Source organism: Streptomyces sp. NPDC088794, assembly GCF_044750545.1.
Taxonomy (GTDB): domain Bacteria; phylum Actinomycetota; class Actinomycetes; order Streptomycetales; family Streptomycetaceae; genus Streptomyces.
In genome coordinates this window covers 75,446-97,058 of record NZ_JBIVKB010000011.1, presented here as the reverse complement: position 1 = coordinate 97,058, position 21,613 = coordinate 75,446, and the positions used below count along the sequence as shown (strand labels likewise).

The window sequence follows — 21,613 nt, the reverse complement described above, 5'->3', positions numbered from 1 at the left end:
ATCCCGCACCCACCCCGTGGAGGAGCCGTGAGCCGTACGCGTCTGGCAGGCCGAACCGTCGTCGTCACCGGAGCCGCGCAGGGCCAAGGCGCCGCGGAGGTGACCGCGGCCGCTCGCGAGGGCGCGTCGGTGGTCGCGACCGACGTCCTGGACGAGCCCGGCGAGAAGCTCGCCGCGGCCCTGCGCGCCGACGGCCTCGATGTGCGCTACCGGCACCTGGACGTGTCGGCGCCGAGGGACTGGACGGCGCTCGCGGCCGACCTCACGGTCGTGCACGGCCTCGTCAACAACGCGGGCATCCCGATGCGGGCCCGTCTCGGCGAGGTCCAACTCGCCGACTGGAACCGGGCGTTCGCGGTCAACACGACGGGCGCCCTGCTCGGCATCCAGGCCCTGACCCCCCTGATGCCGGCCGGCTCCTCCATCGTCAACGTCGGCTCGGTCGCGGGGCTCACGGCCCACCACGCGGTCGCGTACACGGCCAGCAAGTGGGCGCTGCGGGGCCTGTCGAAGGTGGCGGCGCTGGAGCTGGCGCCACGCGGTATCCGTACGAACGTGATCCACCCCGGGTACATCGAGACCCCGCTGATGGCGAGCGCCAACCCGGTCTTCGTGCGGGCCCATCTGGCCATGACACCCCAGGGGCGGGCGGGCACGGTCGACGAGGTGGCCCCGCTGGTCGTCTACCTGCTGTCGGAGGAGGCGTCCTACGTCAACGGCGCGGAGATCACCGTCGACGGGGGCTACGCGGCGCACGGCGGGGTGAAGGCGGTCACGAACGCGCTCGACGGTTCCCGACCGCCGTAGAACTACCGACGACCCGCACTCCCAGGGAGGGCTCCTACGACCCGCGCCCACCCCCGCGTCCCGCTTCTACGCCCCGCACTCCGCGAGCCGCTTCTCCAGGAACCTCCGCTCGGCCTCGTTCTCCACCAGCTCCAGCGCCTGCCGGTACGCCTCGGCCGCCTCCTTCAGGCGGCCGGCGCGGCGCAGCAGATCGGCGCGGGTGGCCGGGAGCAGGTGGTAGTCGGCCAGTTCACCCTCCTGCTCCAGTTCCGAGACCAGGGCGAGGCCCGCCTCCGGGCCCTCGGTCATGCCGACGGCCACCGCGCGGTTGAGGCGGACCACGGCGGAGGGCACGTAGCGGGCCAACTCCCCGTAGAGCGCGGCGATGTCGGCCCAGTCGGTCTCCTCGGCCCTACCGGCGGTGGTGTGGCACGCGGCGATGGCTGCCTGGATCTGGTACGGCCCCGGGTTGCCCCGGCGCAGTGCCGTCTCCACCAGGGCGGCGCCCTCGTCGATCTCGGCGCGGTCCCAGGCACCGCGGTCCTGGTCCTCCAGGGTCATCAGCTCGCCCGTGTCGTCCACGCGCGCGTGCCGGCGGGAATCGTGCAGCAGCAGGAGGGCGAGCAGGCCGAGCACCTCGGGTTCGTCCGGCATGAGCCGGGCCAGGACCCGGGCGAGCCGGATGGCCTCGGCGCACAGGTTCCGCCGGACCAGTTCCGCGCCGGACGAGGCCGTGTAGCCCTCGTTGAAGAGGAGGTAGAGCACACCGAGGACACCCGCCGTGCGCTCAGGCAACAGGTGCGCGGGCGGTACGCGGTAGGGGATGCCGGCGTTGCGGATCTTCCGTTTGGCCCGCACCAGACGCTGCGCCATGGTCGCCTCCGGCACGAGGAAGGCGCGGGCGATCTCGGGGGTGGTCAGCCCCGCGAGGGTGCGCAGGGTCAGGGCGACCCGCGCCTCGATGGGCAGTGCGGGGTGGCAGCAGGTGAAGATCAGCCGCAGCCGGTCGTCCTGCACGCCGCTCGCGTCGTCGTCCTCGTACGGCGATCCGGCCCTGTCTCTGTCGTCGTACGGTTCGTCGCCGGCCAGCACCGCCACCTCCCGCAGTTTGGCCGCCCCGACCGCCTCCCGGCGCAGTACGTCGAGAGCGCGGTTGCGGGCGGTCGTGGTGAGCCAGGCGCCGGGGCGGCGCGGCACGCCGTCGCGCCGCCACCGGTCGAGGGCCTGGGCGAAGGCGTCCTGCGCGCATTCCTCGGCGAGGTCCCAGTCGCCGGTCACCCGGATCAGGGTGGCGAGCACCTGGCCCCACTCCGCGCGGAAGGCGACGGCGACGGCTTCCTCGACGTCCGCTTCGAGCGCCCCCACCTCAGGCAGCTCCTCGTCAGGCACCGTCGGTCACCCCCGCACCGGCCGTACCTCGACCGGTCCGCCTCCGCCGGCCGCGGAGTGCCGCGCGGCGAGCGCGATGGCCTCGTCGAGGTCGGCCGCCTCGACCAGGTCGACGCCGGCGACGTACTCCTCGGTGCGGGCGAACGGCCCGTCGTCCAGCAGGACTTCGTCACCCCGAACGCGCACGGTGGTGGCGTCGGAGGGCGGGCGGAGGTGGGCGGTGACCGCCGTCCGGACGGGTTCCTCGTCGTCCGCCGGTGCGCAGACGAACAGGACGTACTTCACGGTCGTCCCCCGGCCTGGAGCGACACGTGCTCGTGGGTGATCAGCCAGCGCAGACCTGCGTCGCGGTAGCCCGTGGTGACGCGAAGGACATCGTCGAGGGGCTCGCCGTCCGTACGAGTGGCTCGGATCCGTACGAGGGAATGGGCGAAGGCGACGCTCTCGTCCCCGTGGACGCGCAGGTCCAGCACCTCGCGCCTCACCGGGCCGGTCACGCTCCCGAAGAAGTCCTCCACGACCTTCCGGAAGCTGTCCAGACCGTGCAGTTCCCGGCCGTCGGCGAGGTGGAAGGCGGTGACGTCCGGTGCGTAGCAGGCCAGCATCCGCTCGACGTCGTGCTCGCGGGCCGCCTCGGTCAGCTCGGCGTCGAGGCGACGGATCTGCGTCTCGCCGTCCTCCTCGCCCTCCATCGGCCAGAACGGACGTACCTCCATGGCCCCGATCGTCGCCACGGGATGCCGGGCCGCGGCCTGGACCGCCTCCTCCAGGCTGTCGCACTCCAGCACGTCGAATCCGGCGACGTACTCCTTCGTCTCCGCGAACGGCCCGTCGGTGCGCAGCACCTCGCCGCCGCGGACCCGCACGGTGACGGCCTCGGCGGGCTTCGCGAGGCGGTGGCCGTGCAGCCGTACGCGGCGGTCGCCCAGCTCCTCCACCCAGGGTTCGACGGGTGCCATTCCCGAGCCGTCGGCGGTGTCGTCGCCGCAGACGAGCAGCATGTACTTCATGGGGTCCTCCCGGTCGTCTCTTGCTTCCTACACCCCGCCGACGAACGGCACCGACGCGAATCGACACCTCGCCGGAAGAAAATCCGGACGAGATGTCCGCGGCCTCGTTCCTGGCACCGGCTCCTGGCGGCGGTTCCTCGTACCTGCTTCCTGGTACCGGCGCTCCCAGGAAGCAGGAGGTACTGCCAACCCGGCAGCGACCGTAGGAGAGTGGTGATCGCATCGGACGACCACACGAAGGGCGCCACCATGGCCACCTCAGCTCCCGGCGGAACGATCACCCTCGCCCCGGACCTCACCCTCAGCCGTATGGGCTACGGCGCGATGCAGCTGGCGGGGCCGGGCGTGTTCGGACCGCCCAAGGACCGCGACCGGGCGCTGGCGGTGCTGCGGGAGGCGGTCGAGCTGGGCATCACGCACATCGACACCAGCGATTACTACGGCCCCTACGTCGTCAACGAGCTGATCAGGGAAGCGCTGCACCCGTACCCGGCGGATCTGCGGATCGTCACCAAGGTGGGCGCGCGCCGCGACGGCACGGGGTCGTGGTTGCCGGCCCAGGAGCCGCACCAGCTCAAGGCGCAGGTGCACGACAACCTGCGGCGGCTGGGCGTCGACGCCCTCGACGCCGTCAACCTGCGGCTCGGGGCGGTGGAGAGCGACGGGGACGAGTCGATCGCCGAGAGGTTCGGCGCCCTCGCGGAACTCCAACAGGAGGGACTGGTCCGACACTTGGGCCTGAGCGGCGTCTCCGTCGCCCAGCTCACGGAGGCCCAGGCCATCGCCCCGGTCGTGACCGTGCAGAACCTCTACAACCTGGCCAACCGGAAGGACGACGACCTCGTCGAGCGCTGCGCGGCCGACAACATCGCCTACGCCCCCTTCTTCCCGCTCGGCGGCTTCTCCCAGCTCCAGCACGACGCCCTCGACTCGGTCGCCGCCCGCCTCGACGCTTCTTCCCAACAGGTCGCGCTGGCCTGGCTGTTGCAGCACTCGCCCGCGATCGTCCTCATTCCGGGTACGTCCTCGGTCGACCACCTGCGCGAGAACGTGGCGGCGGCCGAGCTGACGCTCCCGGCGGACGCGATCGCGGAACTGGACGCGATCGGAAAGTGATCGGGAGGCGACCGCGATCGGCAAGCCGACCCCCGGGGCACTCTGGTGGGCTACCGATGCCCGATCACGCCCCGTCCCCGACCTCCCGCACCAGCTCGATCGCCCGGCCCAGCGTGGCGAGCCGGGCGTCCAGGGTCTCCCCGGCCGGGTACAGCCGTACCGTGTCCACCCCGGCGTCCCGCCACACCCGCAGCCTGCGTCGCACCATCGCCTCGGTGCCGATCAGCGTGGTGCCCAGGACCATCTCGTCGGTGACGAGGGCCGCCGCGCCGTCCCGGTCGCCGGCCTGCCAGCGCTCGCGCACCTCGGCGGCGACCTCGGCCCAACCCTGGCGGCTGTAGGCCCGGTTGTAGAAGTTGGTGGAGGCGGAGCCCATGCCGCCGAGGCTGAACGCGAGTTCCTTCTTGCGGCCGGCGACCATCGCGCCGAGGGCGTCCTCGTCGGGGGCGAAGGCGACCTCGGCGCCCTGGCAGACGTCGAGGTCGGCCCGCTCGCGCCCACCGCGGGCGAGCCCCTCGTCGAGCGGCGCGAAGTAGGCGTCGGCGGCGCCCTCGGGCACGAAACTGGTGCCGAGCCAGCCGTCGGCGACCTCGCCGGTGAGTCGGAGCATGGCCGGTGACAGGGCGGCGAGGTAGACGGGGACGGCGTGCTCGGCCCGGGTCGACAGGCGCATCGGGACGGCGTCGCCGTCGGGCAGCGGGATACGGAACTCCGTGCCGGCGTACGAGAGTTTGCCGCCGTCGAGGACGCGGCGCACGATCTCCACGGTCTCCCGCATCCGGGCCAGCGGCCGGGCGAAGGGGACGCCGTGCAGTCCCTCCATGACCTGGGGGCCTGACGCCCCGAGGCCCAACAGGAAGCGTCCGCCGGACAGGTTGGAGAGCGTGATCGCGGTCTGCGCGACGGCGACCGGGGTGCGGGTGCCGATCTGGATGACGCCGGAGCCCAGCAGCATCCGCTCGGTGCGGGCGGCGTAGTAGCCGAGGGCGGAGGGGGCGTCGGAACCCCAGGCCTCGGCCACCCAGCAGACGTCGAGTCCGAGTTTCTCGGCCTCCACGACGAAGTCGGTCTGCTCGGACCAGTGCCGGCCGCCGGAAGCCTCCACGGTGGTCGCGGTGCGCATCAGCCCGTCTCCGCCAGCCGCTTGATCCGCTCCAGGGTGGCCGTCATGTTCCGCTCGAACTCCCGCAGCCGTACGAACACGATCTTCTCCTCCTTGTCCGGCATCCGGCCGATGGCCACGGACAGTCCGGAAGGACCGGGCCCCAACTGCACCCACTCCGACAACTCGGTGCCCCCGTCGCCCGCGTGCAGGCGGAAGCGCCAGACGGCGGACGGATCCGCGGGATCCTCCACCGCCCACGCGAAGACGCGGCCCGGTTCGTACTCGATGACGTACGAGGTGGTGGACCAGTCCCCGAGCGCCTCATGCCTGCTGCGGCCGAGGAACCGGGCGCCGACCGCCGGCGTGGTGGCGCCGTCGAGCCATTCCACCGACTGGAGTTCGTCGCTCAGGCCCGGCATCCGTCCGACGTCCGACACGAGCGCCCACACCCGCTCGGGCGGGGCGTCGATCCACGTCCGCACCTCGACGGTGGGTTTGTCGGTGTAGCGCGCACCCGTCCACTTCACGCCCGTCGGCCTCCTCGCCGTCGCAGGACTTTTGCCGCATGCCGACACGATATCCAGTCGTCAACTTCGCGTCTTTCCTTAAGTGTTGACGCACCCATTCCGACCTGCCAAGGTCTGGACCAGTTCGCATCAGTGGTGCCCCCTGGACTCACCCCAAACCCCCCACTCACCGCCAAGGAGCGACATCCGATGCTCTCCCCCGCCTTCGGAATGGTCCAGCCCAGACGCAGATCTCTGGTCTGGCTCGTGCTCACCTTCGTGCTGACCGCCACGATGACAACGTTGTTCTCCGTCATGCCCGCTCACGCGGCGGACGGCCGGATCACCGGCCTGGCCGGCAAGTGCGTCGACGTCGCCGGCGCCAACACCGCCAACGGCACCGCCATCCAGCTCTACGACTGCAACGGCACCGCCGCCCAGACCTGGTCCAACCCCGGCGACGGCACCCTGCGCGCCCTCGGCAAGTGTCTGGACGTGACCAGTGCCGGCACCGCGGACGGCACGACCGTCCAGCTGTACGACTGCAACGGCTCCGCCGCGCAGCAGTGGGTCGTCAGTTCGGCCAACGACATCGTCAACCCGCAGGCCAACAAGTGCCTGGACGTCAGCGGCAACAACTCCGCCAACGGCACCCGCCTGCAGATCTGGACCTGCGGGGGCGGGGCGAACCAGAAGTGGAGCGCGCCCGCCAGTGGCGGTGGCGGTACCAACCCGTCCGGCTTCGTGGTGAGTGAGGCGCAGTTCAACCAGATCTTCCCCGGCCGCAACTCCTTCTACAGCTACAGCGGTCTGACCGCGGCGCTGTCGGCCTACCCCGGCTTCGCGAACACCGGCTCGGACACCACCAAGAAGCAGGAAGCCGCCGCCTTCCTCGCCAACGTCAGCCACGAAACCGGCGGCCTCGTCTACGTCGTTGAGCAGAACACCGCCAACTACCCCCACTACTGCGACGCGGGCCAACCCTACGGCTGCCCCGCCGGACAGGCCGCCTACTACGGACGCGGCCCCATCCAGCTGTCCTGGAACTTCAACTACAAGGCAGCCGGCGACGCCCTGGGCATCGACCTTCTCAACAACCCCTGGCTGGTGCAGAACGACTCGGCCGTGGCCTGGAAGACCGGCCTCTGGTACTGGAACACGCAGACCGGCCCCGGGACCATGACGCCCCACAACGCGATGGTCAACGGCGCCGGCTTCGGCCAGACCATCCGCTCCATCAACGGCTCTCTTGAGTGCGACGGCCGCAACCCCGCCCAGGTCCAGAGCCGCGTGGATGCCTACAACCGCATCACCTCCGTCCTCGGAGTCACCCCCGGCAGCAACCTCTACTGCTGACGCTCGTACGTGCGACAAGGAAGCAACATGAACAAGTTGAGATCTCTCGCCAAGGTCCTCCTCGGCACGGTCGGCGCCATGACACTCGTCGTGGCGATCCCGGCCAGTGCCCACGCAAGCGTCCTGACCCTGCTCCCCCAGAACGCCGACGGCCTGGAGCAGACCTTCTCGCCGGCCTACGACTACGACGGTGACGGCTGCTACGCGACCGCCGCCATCGGCGCCGACGGCACGCTCAACCCGGGCCTGAAGCTCGGCGGCGACGTCAACGGGCACTGCCACGACTACGCCCAACTGGCCAACGCCAACACGTACTCGCGCGAGAAGTGCAACAACGACTGGTGCGCCGTCATGTACGCCAGCTACTTCGAGAAGGACCAGGCCACCCTCGGTCCGGCCGCGATCGGGCACACGCACGACTGGGAACACGTCATCGTGTGGATCAACAACAACCAGGTCCAGTACGTGTCGGCGTCGCAGCACAGCAGCTACGCGACGGCCGCCGCCTCCTCGATCCGGTTCGACGGCACCCACCCGAAGATCGTGTACCACAAGGACGGCGTCTCGACGCACTGCTTCCGCTTCGCCAACAGCAACGACGAGCCGGCGGAGAACGCCACGGGCAACTGGTTCTACCCGCGTCTGGTCGGCTGGAACGGCTACCCGGCCGGCTTCCGCGACAAGCTCATGAGCGCCGACTTCGGCTCGGCGACGCTCAAGATCGACGACGGCGACTTCCAGTACAACCTCAACTACGCGAAGCCGGCGGGGATCCCCTTCGACCCGTACGCGTGAGCCACCCATGGCAGCGGGGCCGGGGTCTGGTACCCCGGCCCCGCTGTCATGCCCGTCCTGCGCGCACGCGCCCTACGCGGAAGCCGCCTGCACCGTGGGCTCCCCCGCGCCCACCTCCGACCGCGCGGTGTTCTTGCGCACCAGCAGCAAGGTGACCAGCGCGCCGACCAGGGAGGCACAGCCGCAGATCACCACGCCCAGCGCCATGCCGTGGCCGAGCGCGGTCTGGGCGGCGGCCCGGGCGCTGTCGCTGCCCGCGTTCACCACGGCGAGCGGTCCCGCGGCCGCCTCCATACCAGCATCCGCGCCGCTGAGCTTGCCCACCAGGACCGAGGAGGCGGCGCTCATCGCGACGGTGCTGATGACCGCCGGGCCGAGCGCCTGCCCGAACTCCCGCACCAGGCTGGTCGCTCCGCTGGCCATGCCGGTCATGTTGATGGGTACGGCGTTCACGGCCGCGGAGGTGAGCGAGGAGACGACGCAGATGAAGCCGACGCCGAGCAGCAGCACCGGGCCGATGAAGGCCGCGAGGGACGTGGTGGTGATGGGCAGCGCGGCGATCCAGAACTGACCGGCGGCCATCGGCAGCAGACCGCCCATCAGCAGCCAGCGCGGCTCGACCCGGGTGAGCATCCTGCTCAGCACCGGGGCCAGCAGGAGCGGGATCAACTGCAGGATCACGAACGGCATTCCGGCCCTGAGCGGGCTCAGGTGCATCACGGCGCCGAGCCGGATGGAGACGCAGTACGCGGTGCCGATGAACCCGAACATGCCGGCCAGGGCGACGACGGCCGCGGCGGCGAACGACGGGATCCGCAGCAGGTCCAGGTTGAACATCGGGGACGCCGCCCGCTTCTCCGCGAGGAAGAAGCCGGCCAGGGCCACGGCGGCGAGGGTGAGCGAGCCGACGATCGCCGCGCTGCCCCAACCGCGGTCGCCGCCCTCGATGATGCCCCACAGCAGGGCGGTGAGGCCGACGGCGATGGTGATCTGGCCGGGCCAGTCCAGCGTGCGGCCCTCGGGCGCCTTGGAGTCCGTGACCAGGTACCAGCAGGTGACGCCGACGGCCAGTCCGAGGACGACGGGTGGGACGAACGCCCAGCGGAAGTCGGCGACGGTGGCGAGCACACCGGAGGACAGTGGGCCGAGTGCCGAGGCCAGGGAGATGCTCAACGCCCAGGTCGAGACCGCCTTCGCGCGATCCTTCTCATCGGGAGTGGCGGCCGCGATCACGGCGAGGGAGCTGGGGAAGAGCGCGGCGGCGCCGACACCGGCGAGAGCCTGGCCGACCCACAGCATGGTGATGTTCTGGGAGGTGGCGTTGAGGAGTTCACCGAGCGCCAGGATGAATCCGCCCAGTACCAGGAGGCGTTTACGGCCGAACAGGTCACCGAGCACGCCGAAATTCAGCTCGAGAATCGCGGTGGGCAGAATGAACGCGGACGTGACCCACGCGACCTGAGAGCCCGATGCACCGAAAGCCGCCTGAATGTTTCCGTTGATCGGCGAGGGCACGGTAATGCACAGCTGTGCCGCGGCCACTGCGAGACAGCACGCTATGAGCGTCCCTTTGTCGAGTCTTTTCAAGGAGATCGATTCCGTCATCGCGGTGCCCTCACTCTGCGTTCTTCGCTACGGGGTCGAATTTCTCTATGAGTTCGATGAGATTTCCCTCGGGGTCACTGACCCAGGCCATGCGCACCCCGGGTTCGGGGGAAGGCCCGGGTTTCATGACCTCACCGGCTCCGTGGGCCACCAAAGCCGCGTAGACCGGGTCGAGTTCGGGGGTGGTGACCGCGAAGTGCCCGTATCCCTCGGTGAGGGCGGCGGTCAGGGGGTCCGGTGCCCGCGGGCCGGGCGTGGACCCGGGGCGGGTGAGCAGTTCGACGCGCCAGCCCCGCGGGTGCTCCAGCACGACGCCGCTGAGGCCGGGTCCTTCGAGGTGGAACTCGAAGACCGGCTCGAGCCCGAAGGCCGCCCGGTACCAGCGGGTCTGGGCGGCGAAGTCGCGCACGTTGAGGCCCACATGGTCGAGTCGGCAGGTCACGGCCGCTCAGCCCGCCATCGCGCTGTCGCCGCCGTCGACCATGAGGTTGGCGCCGTTGACGAAGGCCGCCTCGTCGGAGCAGAGGAAGGCCGCGGCGCGCGCGATGTCCTCGGGCTCGCCGACCCGCCCGACCGGGATCCGTGCCTCCAGGGCGGCCCTCGGCCCGTCCGGGTCGTCGAGGAAGGGCGCGGTGGCGGAGGTGCGGGTCATGCCGGGGGCGATGGTGTTGACCCGGATGTGGTGCGGGGCGCCGGCCGCGCACAGGTGCTTGCTCATCGCCAGCACCCCGCCCTTGGCGGCGCCGTGCGGCACCATCGGCATGAACGGGGCGCCGCGGACGGCGGCCACGGAGGCGACGTTGAGGACGGCGCCGCCGCCGCGCGCGATCAGATGCGGCCAGGCCGCCTGTGTACAGAAGTAGGGAATGTCCAGCTCGTTGCGGAGGGTGAAGTACCAGTCCTCGGCCGGCATCGTCTCGAAGGGGCCGTTCCGCAGCGCGGAGGCGTTGTTGTAGAGGATGTCGAGCCCGCCGAAGACCGCGATGCCGGCCTCCATCCACTCCCGTGCCCCGGCCTGCGTGGACAGGTCGACGGGCTCCAGTGAGCGCATGACTCCGCCGGCCTTCTCGACGAGTTCCACCGTTTCGGCCGCACTGTCCTCGTCGATGTCGCAGCCGAATACGGTGGCGCCCTCAGCGGCGAATACCTGGGCCGCGGCCCGGCCTATTCCGGCCCCCGTTCCACTGATGAAAGCGATTTTCCCGGCCAGTCGACCCATGATTGCCCAAGTCCCTTGTCCAAGCCCGCCGGAGTGCGGTGGTGGCAGCGTAGGTAGGGGGTTGAGCCGGAACAAGAAATAGGTCGGCGAAAGGGCATCGGGGGTTCGTATGGCTGGTATGCGGCGCGGCGCCGACGACGTGCGGTTGGATGGTCGTCATGACCACCGACGAGCAGGCCCGGTTCATGCGGGCCAACCAGGCGAACTGGGACGCCCGCACCCCCGTCCACCTCGCCAGCCGGTTCTACGGCCTCGACCAGGACCTCGACCCGGCCCGGTGGTTCGGGGACTTCGAGTGGGCGGATCTCGGTGAGCTGGCCGGACAGGACGTGCTCCATCTCCAGTGCCACCTCGGCACGGAGACGATCGCCTTCGCGCAGCGCGGCGCACGGGCCACCGGGCTCGACTTCTCGGCCGCGTCGGTGGCGGCCGCCCGTGACATCGCGGCGAAGGCCGGGCTGGACGTCGAGTACGTGCAGGCGAACGTGTATGACGCCGTGGAGGCCCTGGACGGGCGGCAGTTCGACGTCGTGTACACCGGCAAGGGCGCGCTGTGCTACCTGCCGGACCTGACACGCTGGGCGGGTGTGATGGCCCAACTCCTGCGCCCGGGCGGGCGGTTGTACATCTGCGAGTTCCACCCGCTGCTCAACTCGCTCGGCCCGAAGCCGGGTCCGGGCGAGGGCCCCGAGCTGCTGCTGCGCCACGACTACCTCGGCGGCGCGGGCGCGGTGCACCGCGACGGCACGCACACGTACACCGACGGCCCGGCGCTCGAGGAGGCCACCGACAGTTACGAGTGGATGCACGGAATAAGCGAGGTCATCAACGCGTTGACGGAGGCAGGACTGAAGATCCAGCGTCTGACGGAGAGCGACGAGCTGCCGTGGCCGCGCTGGCCGCACATGGTCCGCACCGCCTCCGGCTGGTGGCGGCTCCCTGAGCCCAGGATTCCGCTCCTGTACGGCCTCCTCGCCACCCGCTGACGGCTCACACCGCCGAGGACCGTGTGCTACGGTCCTCCTAGCACTTGTGTACGCCCCCTTCCGGGCGCCGGTGCCAGTTCACCTTCAGTTCGCCGAACCGCCCGCCGTTTCCAGGCCGGCGCACCGGCTTTCCAGCACCACTTCGTGACCGGCACAGCTGTGCCGTACCCGAGGTGCTGTTTCTCTCGCTGCCGAAGGCGCACGTCCGCCTTCCCTCTCGCGGCATCCCCTTCCTTCGCATGTCACATGCCAGCCGTCCTCGAAAGGACACACCATCATGACCACCACGCTCGAACACCCCCCGGTCAAGCAAGAACCCACGACTCAGGTCGCCCTCGGTGTCCTCGACATCGACACCAACGGGAAGGGGTATCTGCGCGCCGAGAGCCTGCAGCCCTCCCCGTCCGACCCCACGGTCTCCCCCGCCCTGATCCGCCGTCACGGCCTGCGCAAGGGCGACCTCCTCGAAGGCGTACGCGACCGCCGCGCCCTCACCGAGGTCGTACGGATCGACGGGCGCACACCCACCGAACTGCGCGGTCGCCGCAGCTTCCGCGACCTCACCCCCCTGCACCCGCAGGAGCGGCTCCGCCTCGAACACCCGGCGTCCGGCCTCACCGGTCGGGTCGCCGACCTGATCGCCCCCGTCGGCAAGGGCCAGCGCGGGCTGATCGTGGCCCCGCCCAAGACCGGCAAGACCGTGCTGCTCCAGCAGATCGCGGCCGCCGTCGCCGGCAACCACCCCGAGGCCCGGCTGATGGTCGTGCTGCTCGACGAACGCCCCGAGGAAGTCACCGACATGCGGCGCTCCGTGCGCGGCGAGGTGTACGCCTCGACCTTCGACCGGCCCGCCAAGCAGCACATCGCGCTCGCCGAGCTGGTGATCGAACGGGCCAAGCGGCTCGTCGAGGCCGGCGAGGACGTCGTCATCCTGCTCGACTCCCTGACCCGGCTGTGCCGGGCGCACAACAACGCGGCCGCCTCCGGTGGCCGTACCCTCAGCGGCGGTGTCGACGCGACCGCGCTGCTCGGCCCCAAGCGGTTCTTCGGCGCCGCCCGGCTGGCCGAGGAGGGTGGTTCACTCACGATCCTCGCCACCGCGCTGGTGGAGACCGGCTCCCGTGCCGACGACTACTTCTTCGAGGAGCTCAAGAGCACCGGCAACATGGAGCTGCGGCTGAGCCGCGAGCTCGCTTCCCGGCGCGTCTTCCCGGCCGTCGACATCAACCCGTCCGGCACCCGCCGCGAGGAACTCCTCCTGTCCCCGGCCGAGTTGAACACCATGTACGGACTGCGCCGCGCGCTCCAGACGCGGGACGGCCAGGGCAGCCTGGAGACCCTGCTGGAGCGGCTGCGGGACACCCCGGACAACGCGACCTTCCTGCGTCGCATCCAGCCGACACTGCCCACCGGCTGACACAACGGCTGTCCTTGGACCAGCTCGGCATCGCCGGCCGTGACGTGCGGCATCCGGGTTGCACGCAGGTGCTCATCGGCCGGGGCAGCACGGCGGACGGAGAGTCCGTTCCTACGGTGGCCGGTATGACTATCGGATTCTCTTCCCGGGCCGGGGTCACGACCTGCGCGCTCTGTGTGGCGGGCGTCCTGGCGTTCGCGCCCCTCGCGTCAGCCGCGGGCCCGGCACCCACGCCACCCGGTGGCCCCGGCCCGACGGCCGTACAGCCCTCCCTGCTCTACCGCCCCGGCATCCAGGCCAGGCCCCACCGTGGCACCCCCGGTCCCCCTGACCTCTCCGCGCTCTCGTGGCTGGTGGCCGACGCCGGCACCGGCGAGGTGCTCGCCGCGCACGACGCGCACCGCAGGCTGCCGCCCGCCAGCACCCTCAAGACCCTCTTCGCGCTCACCGTGCTGCCCGCCCTGCCCGGCGGCATCCAGCACAGGGTCAAGGAGGAGGAACTGGCGGGCATCGGCGCGGGCAGCAGCCTGGTCGGCGTCGCCGAGGGCCGTACGTACCGGATCGCCGACCTGTGGCGCGGGGTCTTCCTCAACTCCGGGAACGACGCCGTGCACGTCCTCGCCGCGCTCAACGGCGGCTGGCGTACGACGGCCGTGCGGATGCAGGCCAAGGCTCGTGCCCTCGGCGCCCGGGACACCCACGTCCGCTCGCCCGACGGCTACGACACCCCGGGCCAGGTGTCGTCGGCGTACGACCTGGCCGTCTTCGGGCGGGCGGGGCTGCGCAACGCGGACTTCGCGCGGTACTGCGGCACGGCCGAGGCGCGGTTCCCGGGCGGGGGCGGCTGGTCGTACGGGATCCGGAACACCAACCGGCTGCTGACCGGCGCCGACGGCGTGGAGGCGTATCCGGGGCTGATCGGCGTCAAGAACGGCTACACCAGCAACGCGGGCAACACCCTCGTCGCGGCGGCCCGGCACGGCGGGCGCACGCTGGTCGCCACGGTGATGAACCCCCAGTCGGGCGGTGGTTTCGCGGTCTACGAAGAGGCCCGCGAACTGCTCGACTGGGGGTTCGCCGCGGCCGGGCGGGTGGATCCGGTGGGTTCACTGGACGCGCTGCGCGTCCGGCCGAGGCCGGGGCCCGAGGCCCAGCCGGTGGCGGCCGCGGTCGCGCCGGACGACGGGCCCGGCTGGGCCGAGACCTGGGCCGTCTCCGGAGCCGCCGCCCTGGGCGCGGTCGCGGTGGCGCTCGTACTGCGCGCCAAGGGCGGCCAGATCAGGGGCGGCCGGGTCAAGGGCGTGCGGTCGGGGCGGAGCTGACCGGCCGGCAGCCACAGGAGCAGGCCGAGGGTGATCCAGGTGTAGGTGTTGCTGCCGAGGAATCCGTCGATGCCGGACGCGTCGTGGAACCACAGCCACACCACACTGGTGCACAGCACGGCGTACAGGGCGCCCGCGATCCGCGGGTGCCCTGTACGGATGAGTACGGCGAAGGACGGCAGCAGCCACACCAGGTGGTGCACCCAGGTGATCGGGCTGACCAGACAGGCGGCCAGGCCGGTGAGCGCGAACGCGGCCGTCCAGTCGCCGGCCGCGACCGCCCGCCGCGTGCGCACCGCCCAGACGCCGAGGACCAACAGGACCGCCAGCGCCCAGACCGGACGGCCCTCGATGCCGAGGCGGGCGAGGATGCCTTGCAGCGACTGGTTGGAGACGTAGTCGAGGCGGCCCACCCGGCTGGTGTCCCACAGCGCCACGGTCCAGTAGAACCATGAGGCACCCGGGTCCACCCAGGCGGCGAGCGCGGTGGCCGCGCCCGCGACCGCCGTGGCGACGGCGGCAGCGCGCCAGCGCCGGGCGAGCAGGAGCAGGCCGATGAAGAGCGCGGGCGTCAGCTTGATCGCGGCGGCGAGGCCGATGCCGACGCCGGCCCGGTTGCCCCGCCCGGTGCGCAGCAGCCACGCGTCCCAGAGGACGAGCCCCAGCAGCAGGAGATTGACCTGCCCGAAGCTGAAGGTGTCCCGGATCGGCTCGAACAGCGCCAGCAGACAGGCGCCCAGGGCACAGCCGTACCACCCGTAGCGCCGCCACGCGCCCTCGGTCACGATGTGCACGACCAGCGCCAGGGCGGCCAGGTTGAGCAGCAGCGAGAGCAGGATCGCGGTGCGCAGGCCGACGAGGGCCATGGGGAGCATGCCGACGGCGGCGAACGGCGGGTAGGTGAAGCCGTAGTCCGTGCCGGGCACCCGGTAGTCGTAGATCCGTCCGCCGTGGTGCACCCAGCCGTTGACGGCGCCGTAGTAGACCCGCAGGTCGAACCAGTCGCGCAGCAGCGGGACGGTCGCGGTGAAGGCCGCGACCGCGGCGGCGAGGACGAGGACCAGCAGCACCCGGCCGCGGTCGGTGCGGGGTGGTCTCATGCCGTACGTCCCACGGCCGGGGCCTGTGCCGCCTGGTGGGCCTGCCACAGGACGACGACCGCCAGCACTCCGCCGGAGACGGCGAGGACCAGCTGCCCGGTGTCGGCGGCGCTGCCGCTGGGCAGGGTGGCGAGCGCGAGCACTCCGGTGACGGCGGCCACGCGGTGCCGTACGGAGGTGGTGGGCGCGGCGGCGGCTATCAGGAACAGGCCCCAGAGCGCGTACCAGGGACGGATCGCGGGACCGAAGGCCGCGACCGTGGCGAGGCTGAGGCCGAGCGCGTACACCGGACGCGGGCGCAGCCGCCACCATATGGCCGCGATCAGGAAGCCGGTGATCGCGAGGCCGAGCAGGTGCCAGGCGGGCACGGCGAGCGGTGCCAGGTCGCTCCCGAGGTGTTCCAGGAGGGCGCGGGTGGCGCGGCCCAGGAGGCTGGTGAGGGCCCAGTTGTGCGAGGAGACCGGTGTGTCGAGGGCGCCTATCCAGCCGTATCCGGTGCCCGCCGCGGCCGTCATGGCGACCGTGGTGGCCGCGGCGGCCAGGACCGTCGTCAGGGTGGCCTTCGCAGGGCTGTGTCCGGCCCGTATCTGGAGCAGGACGACCGCGGCGAGACCGAGCGCGGCGGGCGCCTTCACCAGCGCGGCGAGTGTCACGAACACGGCGCCCAGCACGGGCCAGCGGCCTAGCGCGGCGACCAGGCCGACGCCGAGGAGGCCGAGCATGATGGCGTCGTTGTGGGCGCCCGCGATCAGGTGCAGCAGCACGAGCGGGTTGAGGCAGCCGAGCCACAGGGCGGCGGACGGGTCGGCGCCGCTGTGCCGGGCGAGGCGAGGCAGCGCGGCGGCCATCAGGGCCACGCCGAGCAGGGCCACGAGCCGCATCCCGAAGAGGCCCGCGGGGATCTCGCCGCGGGTCAGCCCGGACAGCACGGAGGCGAGGCCGAGGAAGACCGGGCCGTAGGGGGCGCCGGTCTGCTGCCACAGCGGGGCGACCTCGTCGGCGAGCGGGCCGCCGAGCTGGGCGGGTCCGTGCGCGTACACGTCCATGTGGGCGTCGACCATGGCGCCCTGGGCGAGGTAGCTGTACACGTCACGGCTGAACAGCGGCGGCGCGAGCAGCAGCGGGGCCGCCCAGACCGCCAGGACGAGCAACAGGGCGCGCGGGGACGGCGGTTCGGCACTGCGGACCAGCCGACCGAGCAGCACCCAGGCGGCTATCAGCAGGACGACGCCGAAATAGACGCCCACCAGGCCGATCGCGACACGGACATTGGCGGGGGTCAGCAGTTCCTGGACCGGCAGGGCACCGGCCGTCTCGCCTCCCAGCGCGAGGAAGGCGGTTCCGGCCAGGCCGAGGACCTGGCAGCGACGGAGATCGACGGGGAAAGCCATGGCCAACACTCGGAAAGCGTGTCAATGCCGCATGGCCGGAAGGCGACACGCCGCTCTCCTGGCGGGGGCCTGTGTGTGTCCGGCGTGTGATCCGGCTCCGGAACCGATGAGTTCCGTGGGCCCGACCGGTCTCACTGGTATCCGACACTCGCAGAACGGACGTGACGACAATGCCCAGCAGCTCCGCATACGCCAAGGTCAACGGCCTGGAGATGTACTACGAGACCCATGGCGACGACGACGGCACGCGCCGCCCGCTGGTGCTGCTGCACGGCGGCATCCTCACCGTCGACCTGTCCTTCGGCGCCCTGCTGCCCACGCTCGCCGAGGGGCGCCGGATCGTGGCCCCCGAGCTCCAGGGACACGGCCACACGGCGGACACGGACCGGCCGATCACGCTGCCGAGCCTGGCCTCCGACGTCGTGGCACTCCTCGACGAACTCGGCATCGCCCAGGCCGACTTCGTGGGCTTCAGCCTCGGCGGCCTGACCGCGCTGCAACTCGCCGTCGACCACCCCGAGCGCGTCGGCCGGCTCGTCCTGGCCGCCACCCACTTCGCCCAGGACGGCTACTACGAGGACGTCCGCACCCCCGACTACAGCTCGCCGCGGCTGCCCAGCGAGGCGGACTTCCAGGAGATGGCCGACGCGTACGCCGCTGTCGCGCCGCACCCCGAGCACTTCCAGGACTTCCTCGCCAAGACCTCGATCGCGGCACATGCCCCGCTGCCCTGGACCGCCGACGACCTGCGCACGGTGACAGCGCCGACGCTCCTCGTCATCGGGGACACCGATTTCGTCCGGGTCGAGCACGCGGCGGAGATGCAACGCCTGATCCCCCGGGCGGATCTGGCCGTCCTCCCGTCCACCACGCACATGAGCCTGATGCGCCAAGCGCCCCTGCTGCTGCCGATGTTGGACGCGTTCCTCGACGGGGACGTCGAGTAGCACGAAGGCGGCCCTCGCCTGCCGCTCCGAACGGTCAGAACACGGAAACCCCGGTCAGCGTCGTGAAGCGGTCCAGGGCCGCCACGCCCGCCACCGAGTTTCCGCGCTCGTCGAGCCCCGGACTCCACACGCACAACGTGCACCGCCCCGGCACGATGGCGATGATGCCGCCGCCGACACCGCTCTTGCCGGGCAGTCCGACGCGGTAGGCGAACTCGCCCGCCGCGTCGTACGTCCCGCAGGTCAGCATCACCGCGTTGACCTGCTTGGCCTGGGTGAGGGTGAGCAGCCGGGTGCCGTCGGCGCGGCTGCCGTGCCGGGCCAGGAAGCCGGCGGCGAGGGCGAGGTCGGCGCACGAGGCCCGCACCGAGCACTGCCGGAAGTACTCCTCCAGCAGGACCGGCACGGGGTTGTCGATGTTGCCGTACGACGCCATGAAGTGGGCGAGCGCGGCGTTGCGGTCCCCGTTCGCGGACTCGGAGGCGGCGACCTCCAGGTCGAAGTCGAGGTCCGGGTTGCCGCTCTCGGTGCGCAGGAAGGTCAGCAGTTCACCCGACGCGTCGCCGGTACGGGTCTGGAGGCGGTCGGTGACGACGAGCGCGCCCGCGTTGATGAACGGGTTGCGCGGAATGCCGTTCTCGTACTCCAGCTGGATCAGGGAGTTGAAGGGGTTGCCGGAGGGCTCGCGGCCCACGTGCTCCCAGACTTCGTCGCCCTCCCGGGCCAGGTCGAGGGCGAGGGTGAAGACCTTGGTGATGGACTGCGTGGAGAACGGCTCGCGCCAGTCCCCCACGCCGTAGACCGTGCCGTCCAGCTCCGCGACCGCCATGCCGAAGCGGCGCGGGTCGCAGGCCGCGAGCGCCGGGATGTAGTCGGCGGGCCGGCCGCGGCCGGGCGTCCGCTCCATCTCCTCGGCGATGCGCTCCAGGACCGGCGCGAAGGTCAGCGACGACGTCATGATCACCATTGTGCCTCCGTACCGGTCGGGGCGCGCATCCGCAGGTCAGGCCTGAGAGGAACCGCTGCCGCTGCCCGCGACGACCTCGGGCCGCAGCAGATCGGCGAGGGTCTCGGCGGGCAACAGCCCCTTCTCCAGGACCAGTTCGGCGACTCCCCGGCCGGTGGCGAGGGCCTCCTTGGCGATGTCGGTGGCGGCCGTGTACCCGATGTGCGGGTTGAGAGCGGTCACCAGCCCGATCGAGTTCTCCACGCTCGCCCGCAGCGCCTCGGTGTTCGCCGTGATCCCGTCGACGCACCGCTCGGCCAGCGTCAGGCAGGCGGCCCGCAGATGCGTGATGCTCTCCGACAGCGAGTGCAGGATGATCGGTTCGAAGGCGTTGAGCTGGAGCTGTCCGGCCTCGGCGGCCATGGTGATGGTGACGTCGTTGCCGATCACCTCGAAGGCGACCTGGTTGACGACCTCGGGGATCACCGGGTTCACCTTGCCGGGCATGATGCTCGAACCGGCCTGCACCGGCGGCAGGTTGATCTCCCCGAGCCCGGCACGCGGCCCGGACGACAGCAACCGCAGGTCGTTGCAGCTCTTCGAAAGCTTGACGGCGACCCGCTTCAGCACGCCCGACATCTGCACGAACGCACCGCAGTCCTGCGTGGCTTCGACGAGGTTGGCCGCGGTGACGAGCGGCAGCCCGGTGATCTCGGCGAGATGCCGACGCGCGGACTCCGCGTATCCGGCGGGAGCGTTGAGCCCGGTCCCGATGGCCGTGGCACCCAGGTTGATCTCATGGATCAACTGGACGGCCTCGTCAAGACGTTGACGATCCTCGTCAATCATGACGGCATACGCCGAGAACTCTTGACCGAGCGTCATGGGCACCGCGTCCTGCAACTGTGTACGGCCCATCTTGAGCACGTCACGGAACTCGACGGCCTTACGGGCGAAGGAGTCCTGCAGTACAGACATGGACTGGAGCAGTCCATGCACCGCGAAGACCGTGGCTATCTTGACCGCGGTCGGATACACGTCATTGGTCGACTGACCGAGGTTGACGTCCTCGTTGGGGTGCAGGTGCCGATACTCGCCCTTGGCATGACCCAACAACTCCAACGCCCGGTTCGCGACCACCTCATTGGCGTTCATGTTGGTCGAGGTCCCGGCCCCACCCTGCACGACGTCCACGACGAACTGCTCATGCAGCTTCCCGTCCCGGATCTCCCGACAGGCGGCGACGATGGCGGCGGCCTTCGCGGGCGCCAACAGCCCGAGCTCCTCATTGGCGAGAGCGGCGGCTTCCTTGACGGCGGCGAGGGCGTCGATGAGATGGGGGTAGGCGGAGATGGGCGTGCCGGTGATAGGGAAATTCTCCGTCGCACGCAGGGTATGAACCCCCCAGTACGCATCGAGGGGAACGTCCCGATCCCCGAGCAGATCGTGTTCGCGACGGGTGACGACGTTCATGGGCGTGCGGGCCCTCCTTCTGACGAGGTGAGTGTGAGCGCCCCTGTCTTCAGGGGCGCGGGGAACTGCGCGACCAGCCACAACGAACCCGCAGATCCCCAGAACCGATCTAGGCACACGCGGACAACGGCGACACCGGGTCCATGGAACGCACGACCCGCACGCACCCCACCGGCTCCCCGCCCCCGAGCAACGGCTCCCCCGCGAACTCGGTGAGCAGCGCCGGATCAACCCCGGCCAGGGAAAGTGCCGCCGCCGCGACAGGAACCCGTGCCCGATTCGCCCCGTCCGCGATCTTCACCGCAACGGCCCGCCCATCCGGAAGCGCGGCAACCTGAACGCCCTCGAACCCGTCCTTGGCGACAAGCCCCGGCACGGCCCGCATCAACCGAGCCACGTCCCGCCCCTCCCCGGACACCATCTCGGCGTGCGAGCGCATCGCATCCGCGACCCGCGCCTCGGGCGTACCCGGCACCGCCGTGGTGATCCGGGCGACCGCACGGGCGAGCCCGTGCAGCGAGACGGAGAAGAGCGGCGCACCGCACCCGTCAACGGTCACCCGAGCGATCCGCTGCCCGGTGAGGTCCTCGACGATCTCGGCGATCGCCTGCTGAAGCGGATGCCCGGGATCGAGATAGTCGTCCAGGGACCAGCCATTGAGCCGGCAGGTGTAGAGCATGGCCGCGTGCTTGCCGGAGCAGTTCTGGGCGAGCCGGGAGGCCGGCCGACCCTCACGGATCCAGGCGTCCCGGACCGCGGGGTCGTAGGGCAGATCCGGCACGTTGCGCAGGTGATCCTCGGTGAGCCCGGCGAGTTCGAGGATCCGCCGGGCACCGTCGAGATGCCGTTCCTCGCCGGAGTGGCTCGCCGCGGTGAGCGCGAGGAGGTCGCCGTCGAGCGGCAGCCCGGCCCGGACCAGGGCGACCGCCTGGACGGGCTTGAGCGCCGAACGCGGATAGCAGGCGGCCTCGATGTCGCCGAGCTGGAACTGGACCTTGCCGTCGGTGTCGAGGACGACGACGGAGCCGTAGTGGATGCCCTCCACGATCCCGCCGCGTATGAGGTGGGCGACGGGTGCGTGGAGGGGTTCACGGAGAAGGGGTGGGTCCGCGAGGGAACTGCTGTACATGACTGCCTGTCGGGG

General features: G+C 71.1%; 20 protein-coding genes and 1 pseudogene. 8 read left to right on the top strand and 13 right to left on the bottom strand.

Going from position 1 to position 21,613, the window contains the following annotated elements; genetic code table 11:
* The first annotated feature begins 27 nt into the window (after positions 1-27).
* Positions 28-807, top strand: coding sequence for an SDR family NAD(P)-dependent oxidoreductase (locus ACIP6U_RS28375; RefSeq protein WP_401723318.1), 780 nt, complete (start codon positions 28-30; stop codon positions 805-807).
* 66 nt (positions 808-873) lie between these two features.
* On the opposite strand, the gene ACIP6U_RS28370 is transcribed toward ACIP6U_RS28375, so the two are convergent.
* From ACIP6U_RS28370 to ACIP6U_RS28360, 3 genes are read right to left on the bottom strand one after another with little or no spacing between them, the layout of a single operon-like run.
* Positions 874-2,151, bottom strand: coding sequence for an RNA polymerase sigma factor (locus tag ACIP6U_RS28370; protein WP_401723880.1), 1,278 nt, complete (start codon positions 2,149-2,151; stop codon positions 874-876).
* A 30-nt stretch (positions 2,152-2,181) separates the two neighbouring features.
* Positions 2,182-2,460 carry a YciI family protein gene (locus ACIP6U_RS28365; RefSeq protein WP_401723315.1) on the bottom strand — a complete coding sequence of 93 codons (279 nt, stop codon included), beginning with the start codon at positions 2,458-2,460 and terminating at the stop codon, positions 2,182-2,184.
* Complete coding sequence (locus ACIP6U_RS28360; RefSeq protein WP_401723314.1) at positions 2,457-3,185, bottom strand: SgcJ/EcaC family oxidoreductase; 729 nt, start codon at positions 3,183-3,185, stop codon at positions 2,457-2,459. The genes ACIP6U_RS28365 and ACIP6U_RS28360 overlap by 4 nt, the downstream gene beginning before the upstream one ends.
* Positions 3,186-3,434: 249 nt before the next feature.
* Between ACIP6U_RS28360 and ACIP6U_RS28355 the strand changes: the two genes are divergently transcribed.
* Positions 3,435-4,301: an oxidoreductase gene (locus ACIP6U_RS28355; RefSeq protein WP_401723878.1), complete on the top strand. Its 867-nt coding sequence runs from the start codon at positions 3,435-3,437 to the stop codon at positions 4,299-4,301.
* 64 nt (positions 4,302-4,365) lie between these two features.
* On the opposite strand, the gene ACIP6U_RS28350 is transcribed toward ACIP6U_RS28355, so the two are convergent.
* On the bottom strand, positions 4,366-5,424 hold the full coding sequence (locus ACIP6U_RS28350; protein ID WP_401723312.1) for an LLM class flavin-dependent oxidoreductase: 1,059 nt from the start codon (positions 5,422-5,424) through the stop codon (positions 4,366-4,368).
* Complete coding sequence (locus tag ACIP6U_RS28345; RefSeq protein WP_401723309.1) at positions 5,424-5,933, bottom strand: SRPBCC family protein; 510 nt, start codon at positions 5,931-5,933, stop codon at positions 5,424-5,426. The genes ACIP6U_RS28350 and ACIP6U_RS28345 overlap by 1 nt, the downstream gene beginning before the upstream one ends.
* 273 nt (positions 5,934-6,206) lie before the next feature.
* Between ACIP6U_RS28345 and ACIP6U_RS28340 the strand changes: the two genes are divergently transcribed.
* Positions 6,207-7,268: a glycoside hydrolase family 19 protein gene (locus ACIP6U_RS28340; protein WP_401723876.1), complete on the top strand. Its 1,062-nt coding sequence runs from the start codon at positions 6,207-6,209 to the stop codon at positions 7,266-7,268.
* A gap of 27 nt (positions 7,269-7,295) precedes the next feature.
* Positions 7,296-8,063 carry an NPP1 family protein gene (locus ACIP6U_RS28335; RefSeq protein WP_401723307.1) on the top strand — a complete coding sequence of 256 codons (768 nt, stop codon included), beginning with the start codon at positions 7,296-7,298 and terminating at the stop codon, positions 8,061-8,063.
* Positions 8,064-8,135: 72 nt separating this feature from the next.
* Here the strand turns inward: ACIP6U_RS28335 and ACIP6U_RS28330 are convergent, their stop codons facing one another.
* From ACIP6U_RS28330 to ACIP6U_RS28320, 3 genes are read right to left on the bottom strand one after another with little or no spacing between them, the layout of a single operon-like run.
* Positions 8,136-9,668, bottom strand: coding sequence for an MFS transporter (locus ACIP6U_RS28330; RefSeq protein WP_401723304.1), 1,533 nt, complete (start codon positions 9,666-9,668; stop codon positions 8,136-8,138).
* Between the two features lie 10 nt (positions 9,669-9,678).
* Positions 9,679-10,110 (bottom strand): VOC family protein, encoded by a 432-nt coding sequence (locus tag ACIP6U_RS28325; RefSeq protein ID WP_401723301.1) that lies wholly within the window; start codon positions 10,108-10,110, stop codon positions 9,679-9,681.
* 6 nt (positions 10,111-10,116) lie between these two features.
* Positions 10,117-10,887: an SDR family NAD(P)-dependent oxidoreductase gene (locus tag ACIP6U_RS28320; RefSeq protein WP_401723300.1), complete on the bottom strand. Its 771-nt coding sequence runs from the start codon at positions 10,885-10,887 to the stop codon at positions 10,117-10,119.
* Positions 10,888-11,045: 158 nt separating this feature from the next.
* On the opposite strand from ACIP6U_RS28320, the gene ACIP6U_RS28315 reads away from it, so the two are divergent.
* The 3 genes and pseudogenes from ACIP6U_RS28315 to ACIP6U_RS28305 all read left to right on the top strand — a co-directional run.
* Entirely contained in the window at positions 11,046-11,873 is an 828-nt protein-coding gene (locus tag ACIP6U_RS28315; protein WP_401723298.1) for a class I SAM-dependent methyltransferase, read from the top strand.
* A 277-nt stretch (positions 11,874-12,150) separates the two neighbouring features.
* Positions 12,151-13,290 (top strand): transcription termination factor Rho, encoded by a 1,140-nt coding sequence (gene rho / locus ACIP6U_RS28310; RefSeq protein ID WP_401723296.1) that lies wholly within the window; start codon positions 12,151-12,153, stop codon positions 13,288-13,290.
* 125 nt (positions 13,291-13,415) lie between these two features.
* Positions 13,416-14,246, top strand: a pseudogene (locus ACIP6U_RS28305) (D-alanyl-D-alanine carboxypeptidase family protein); the annotation flags it as partial.
* 83 nt (positions 14,247-14,329) lie between these two features.
* Here ACIP6U_RS28305 and ACIP6U_RS28300 read toward each other — a convergent pair.
* The gene (locus ACIP6U_RS28300; RefSeq protein WP_401723294.1) at positions 14,330-15,712 is read right to left on the bottom strand and encodes a glycosyltransferase 87 family protein; all 1,383 of its coding nucleotides are present in this window, start codon (positions 15,710-15,712) and stop codon (positions 14,330-14,332) included.
* Positions 15,709-17,103 carry a polyprenol phosphomannose-dependent alpha 1,6 mannosyltransferase MptB gene (mptB, locus tag ACIP6U_RS28295; RefSeq protein ID WP_401723292.1) on the bottom strand — a complete coding sequence of 465 codons (1,395 nt, stop codon included), beginning with the start codon at positions 17,101-17,103 and terminating at the stop codon, positions 15,709-15,711. Before mptB ends, ACIP6U_RS28300 begins: the two co-directional genes overlap by 4 nt.
* A 170-nt stretch (positions 17,104-17,273) precedes the next feature.
* On the opposite strand from mptB, the gene ACIP6U_RS28290 reads away from it, so the two are divergent.
* The gene (locus ACIP6U_RS28290) at positions 17,274-18,050 is read left to right on the top strand and encodes an alpha/beta fold hydrolase (RefSeq protein WP_401723289.1); all 777 of its coding nucleotides are present in this window, start codon (positions 17,274-17,276) and stop codon (positions 18,048-18,050) included.
* Positions 18,051-18,084: 34 nt separating this feature from the next.
* On the opposite strand, the gene ACIP6U_RS28285 is transcribed toward ACIP6U_RS28290, so the two are convergent.
* The 3 genes from ACIP6U_RS28285 to ACIP6U_RS28275 form a co-directional block, all read right to left on the bottom strand.
* On the bottom strand, positions 18,085-19,017 hold the full coding sequence (locus tag ACIP6U_RS28285; RefSeq protein ID WP_401723287.1) for a glutaminase: 933 nt from the start codon (positions 19,015-19,017) through the stop codon (positions 18,085-18,087).
* 36 nt (positions 19,018-19,053) lie between these two features.
* The gene (gene aspA / locus ACIP6U_RS28280; protein WP_401723286.1) at positions 19,054-20,469 is read right to left on the bottom strand and encodes an aspartate ammonia-lyase; all 1,416 of its coding nucleotides are present in this window, start codon (positions 20,467-20,469) and stop codon (positions 19,054-19,056) included.
* Positions 20,470-20,578: 109 nt separating this feature from the next.
* Positions 20,579-21,598 (bottom strand): asparaginase, encoded by a 1,020-nt coding sequence (locus ACIP6U_RS28275; RefSeq protein ID WP_401723283.1) that lies wholly within the window; start codon positions 21,596-21,598, stop codon positions 20,579-20,581.
* Positions 21,599-21,613 lie beyond the last annotated feature (15 nt).

Excerpts from the sequence above, each read along its gene's own strand:
- ACIP6U_RS28330 (WP_401723304.1), bottom strand. The coding sequence starts at position 9,668 with ATGACGGAATCGATCTCCTTGAAAAGACTCGACAAAGGGACGCTCATA.
- ACIP6U_RS28335 (WP_401723307.1), top strand. The coding sequence starts at position 7,296 with ATGAACAAGTTGAGATCTCTCGCCAAGGTCCTCCTCGGCACGGTCGGC.
- ACIP6U_RS28300 (WP_401723294.1), bottom strand. The coding sequence starts at position 15,712 with ATGAGACCACCCCGCACCGACCGCGGCCGGGTGCTGCTGGTCCTCGTC.
- mptB (WP_401723292.1), bottom strand. The coding sequence starts at position 17,103 with ATGGCTTTCCCCGTCGATCTCCGTCGCTGCCAGGTCCTCGGCCTGGCC.
- ACIP6U_RS28360 (WP_401723314.1), bottom strand. The coding sequence starts at position 3,185 with ATGAAGTACATGCTGCTCGTCTGCGGCGACGACACCGCCGACGGCTCG.
- aspA (WP_401723286.1), bottom strand. The coding sequence starts at position 20,469 with ATGAACGTCGTCACCCGTCGCGAACACGATCTGCTCGGGGATCGGGAC.
- ACIP6U_RS28315 (WP_401723298.1), top strand. The coding sequence starts at position 11,046 with ATGACCACCGACGAGCAGGCCCGGTTCATGCGGGCCAACCAGGCGAAC.
- ACIP6U_RS28350 (WP_401723312.1), bottom strand. The coding sequence starts at position 5,424 with ATGCGCACCGCGACCACCGTGGAGGCTTCCGGCGGCCGGCACTGGTCC.
- rho (WP_401723296.1), top strand. The coding sequence starts at position 12,151 with ATGACCACCACGCTCGAACACCCCCCGGTCAAGCAAGAACCCACGACT.
- ACIP6U_RS28340 (WP_401723876.1), top strand. The coding sequence starts at position 6,207 with ATGACAACGTTGTTCTCCGTCATGCCCGCTCACGCGGCGGACGGCCGG.
- ACIP6U_RS28290 (WP_401723289.1), top strand. The coding sequence starts at position 17,274 with ATGCCCAGCAGCTCCGCATACGCCAAGGTCAACGGCCTGGAGATGTAC.
- ACIP6U_RS28320 (WP_401723300.1), bottom strand. The coding sequence starts at position 10,887 with ATGGGTCGACTGGCCGGGAAAATCGCTTTCATCAGTGGAACGGGGGCC.
- ACIP6U_RS28285 (WP_401723287.1), bottom strand. The coding sequence starts at position 19,017 with ATGGTGATCATGACGTCGTCGCTGACCTTCGCGCCGGTCCTGGAGCGC.
- ACIP6U_RS28275 (WP_401723283.1), bottom strand. The coding sequence starts at position 21,598 with ATGTACAGCAGTTCCCTCGCGGACCCACCCCTTCTCCGTGAACCCCTC.
- ACIP6U_RS28355 (WP_401723878.1), top strand. The coding sequence starts at position 3,435 with ATGGCCACCTCAGCTCCCGGCGGAACGATCACCCTCGCCCCGGACCTC.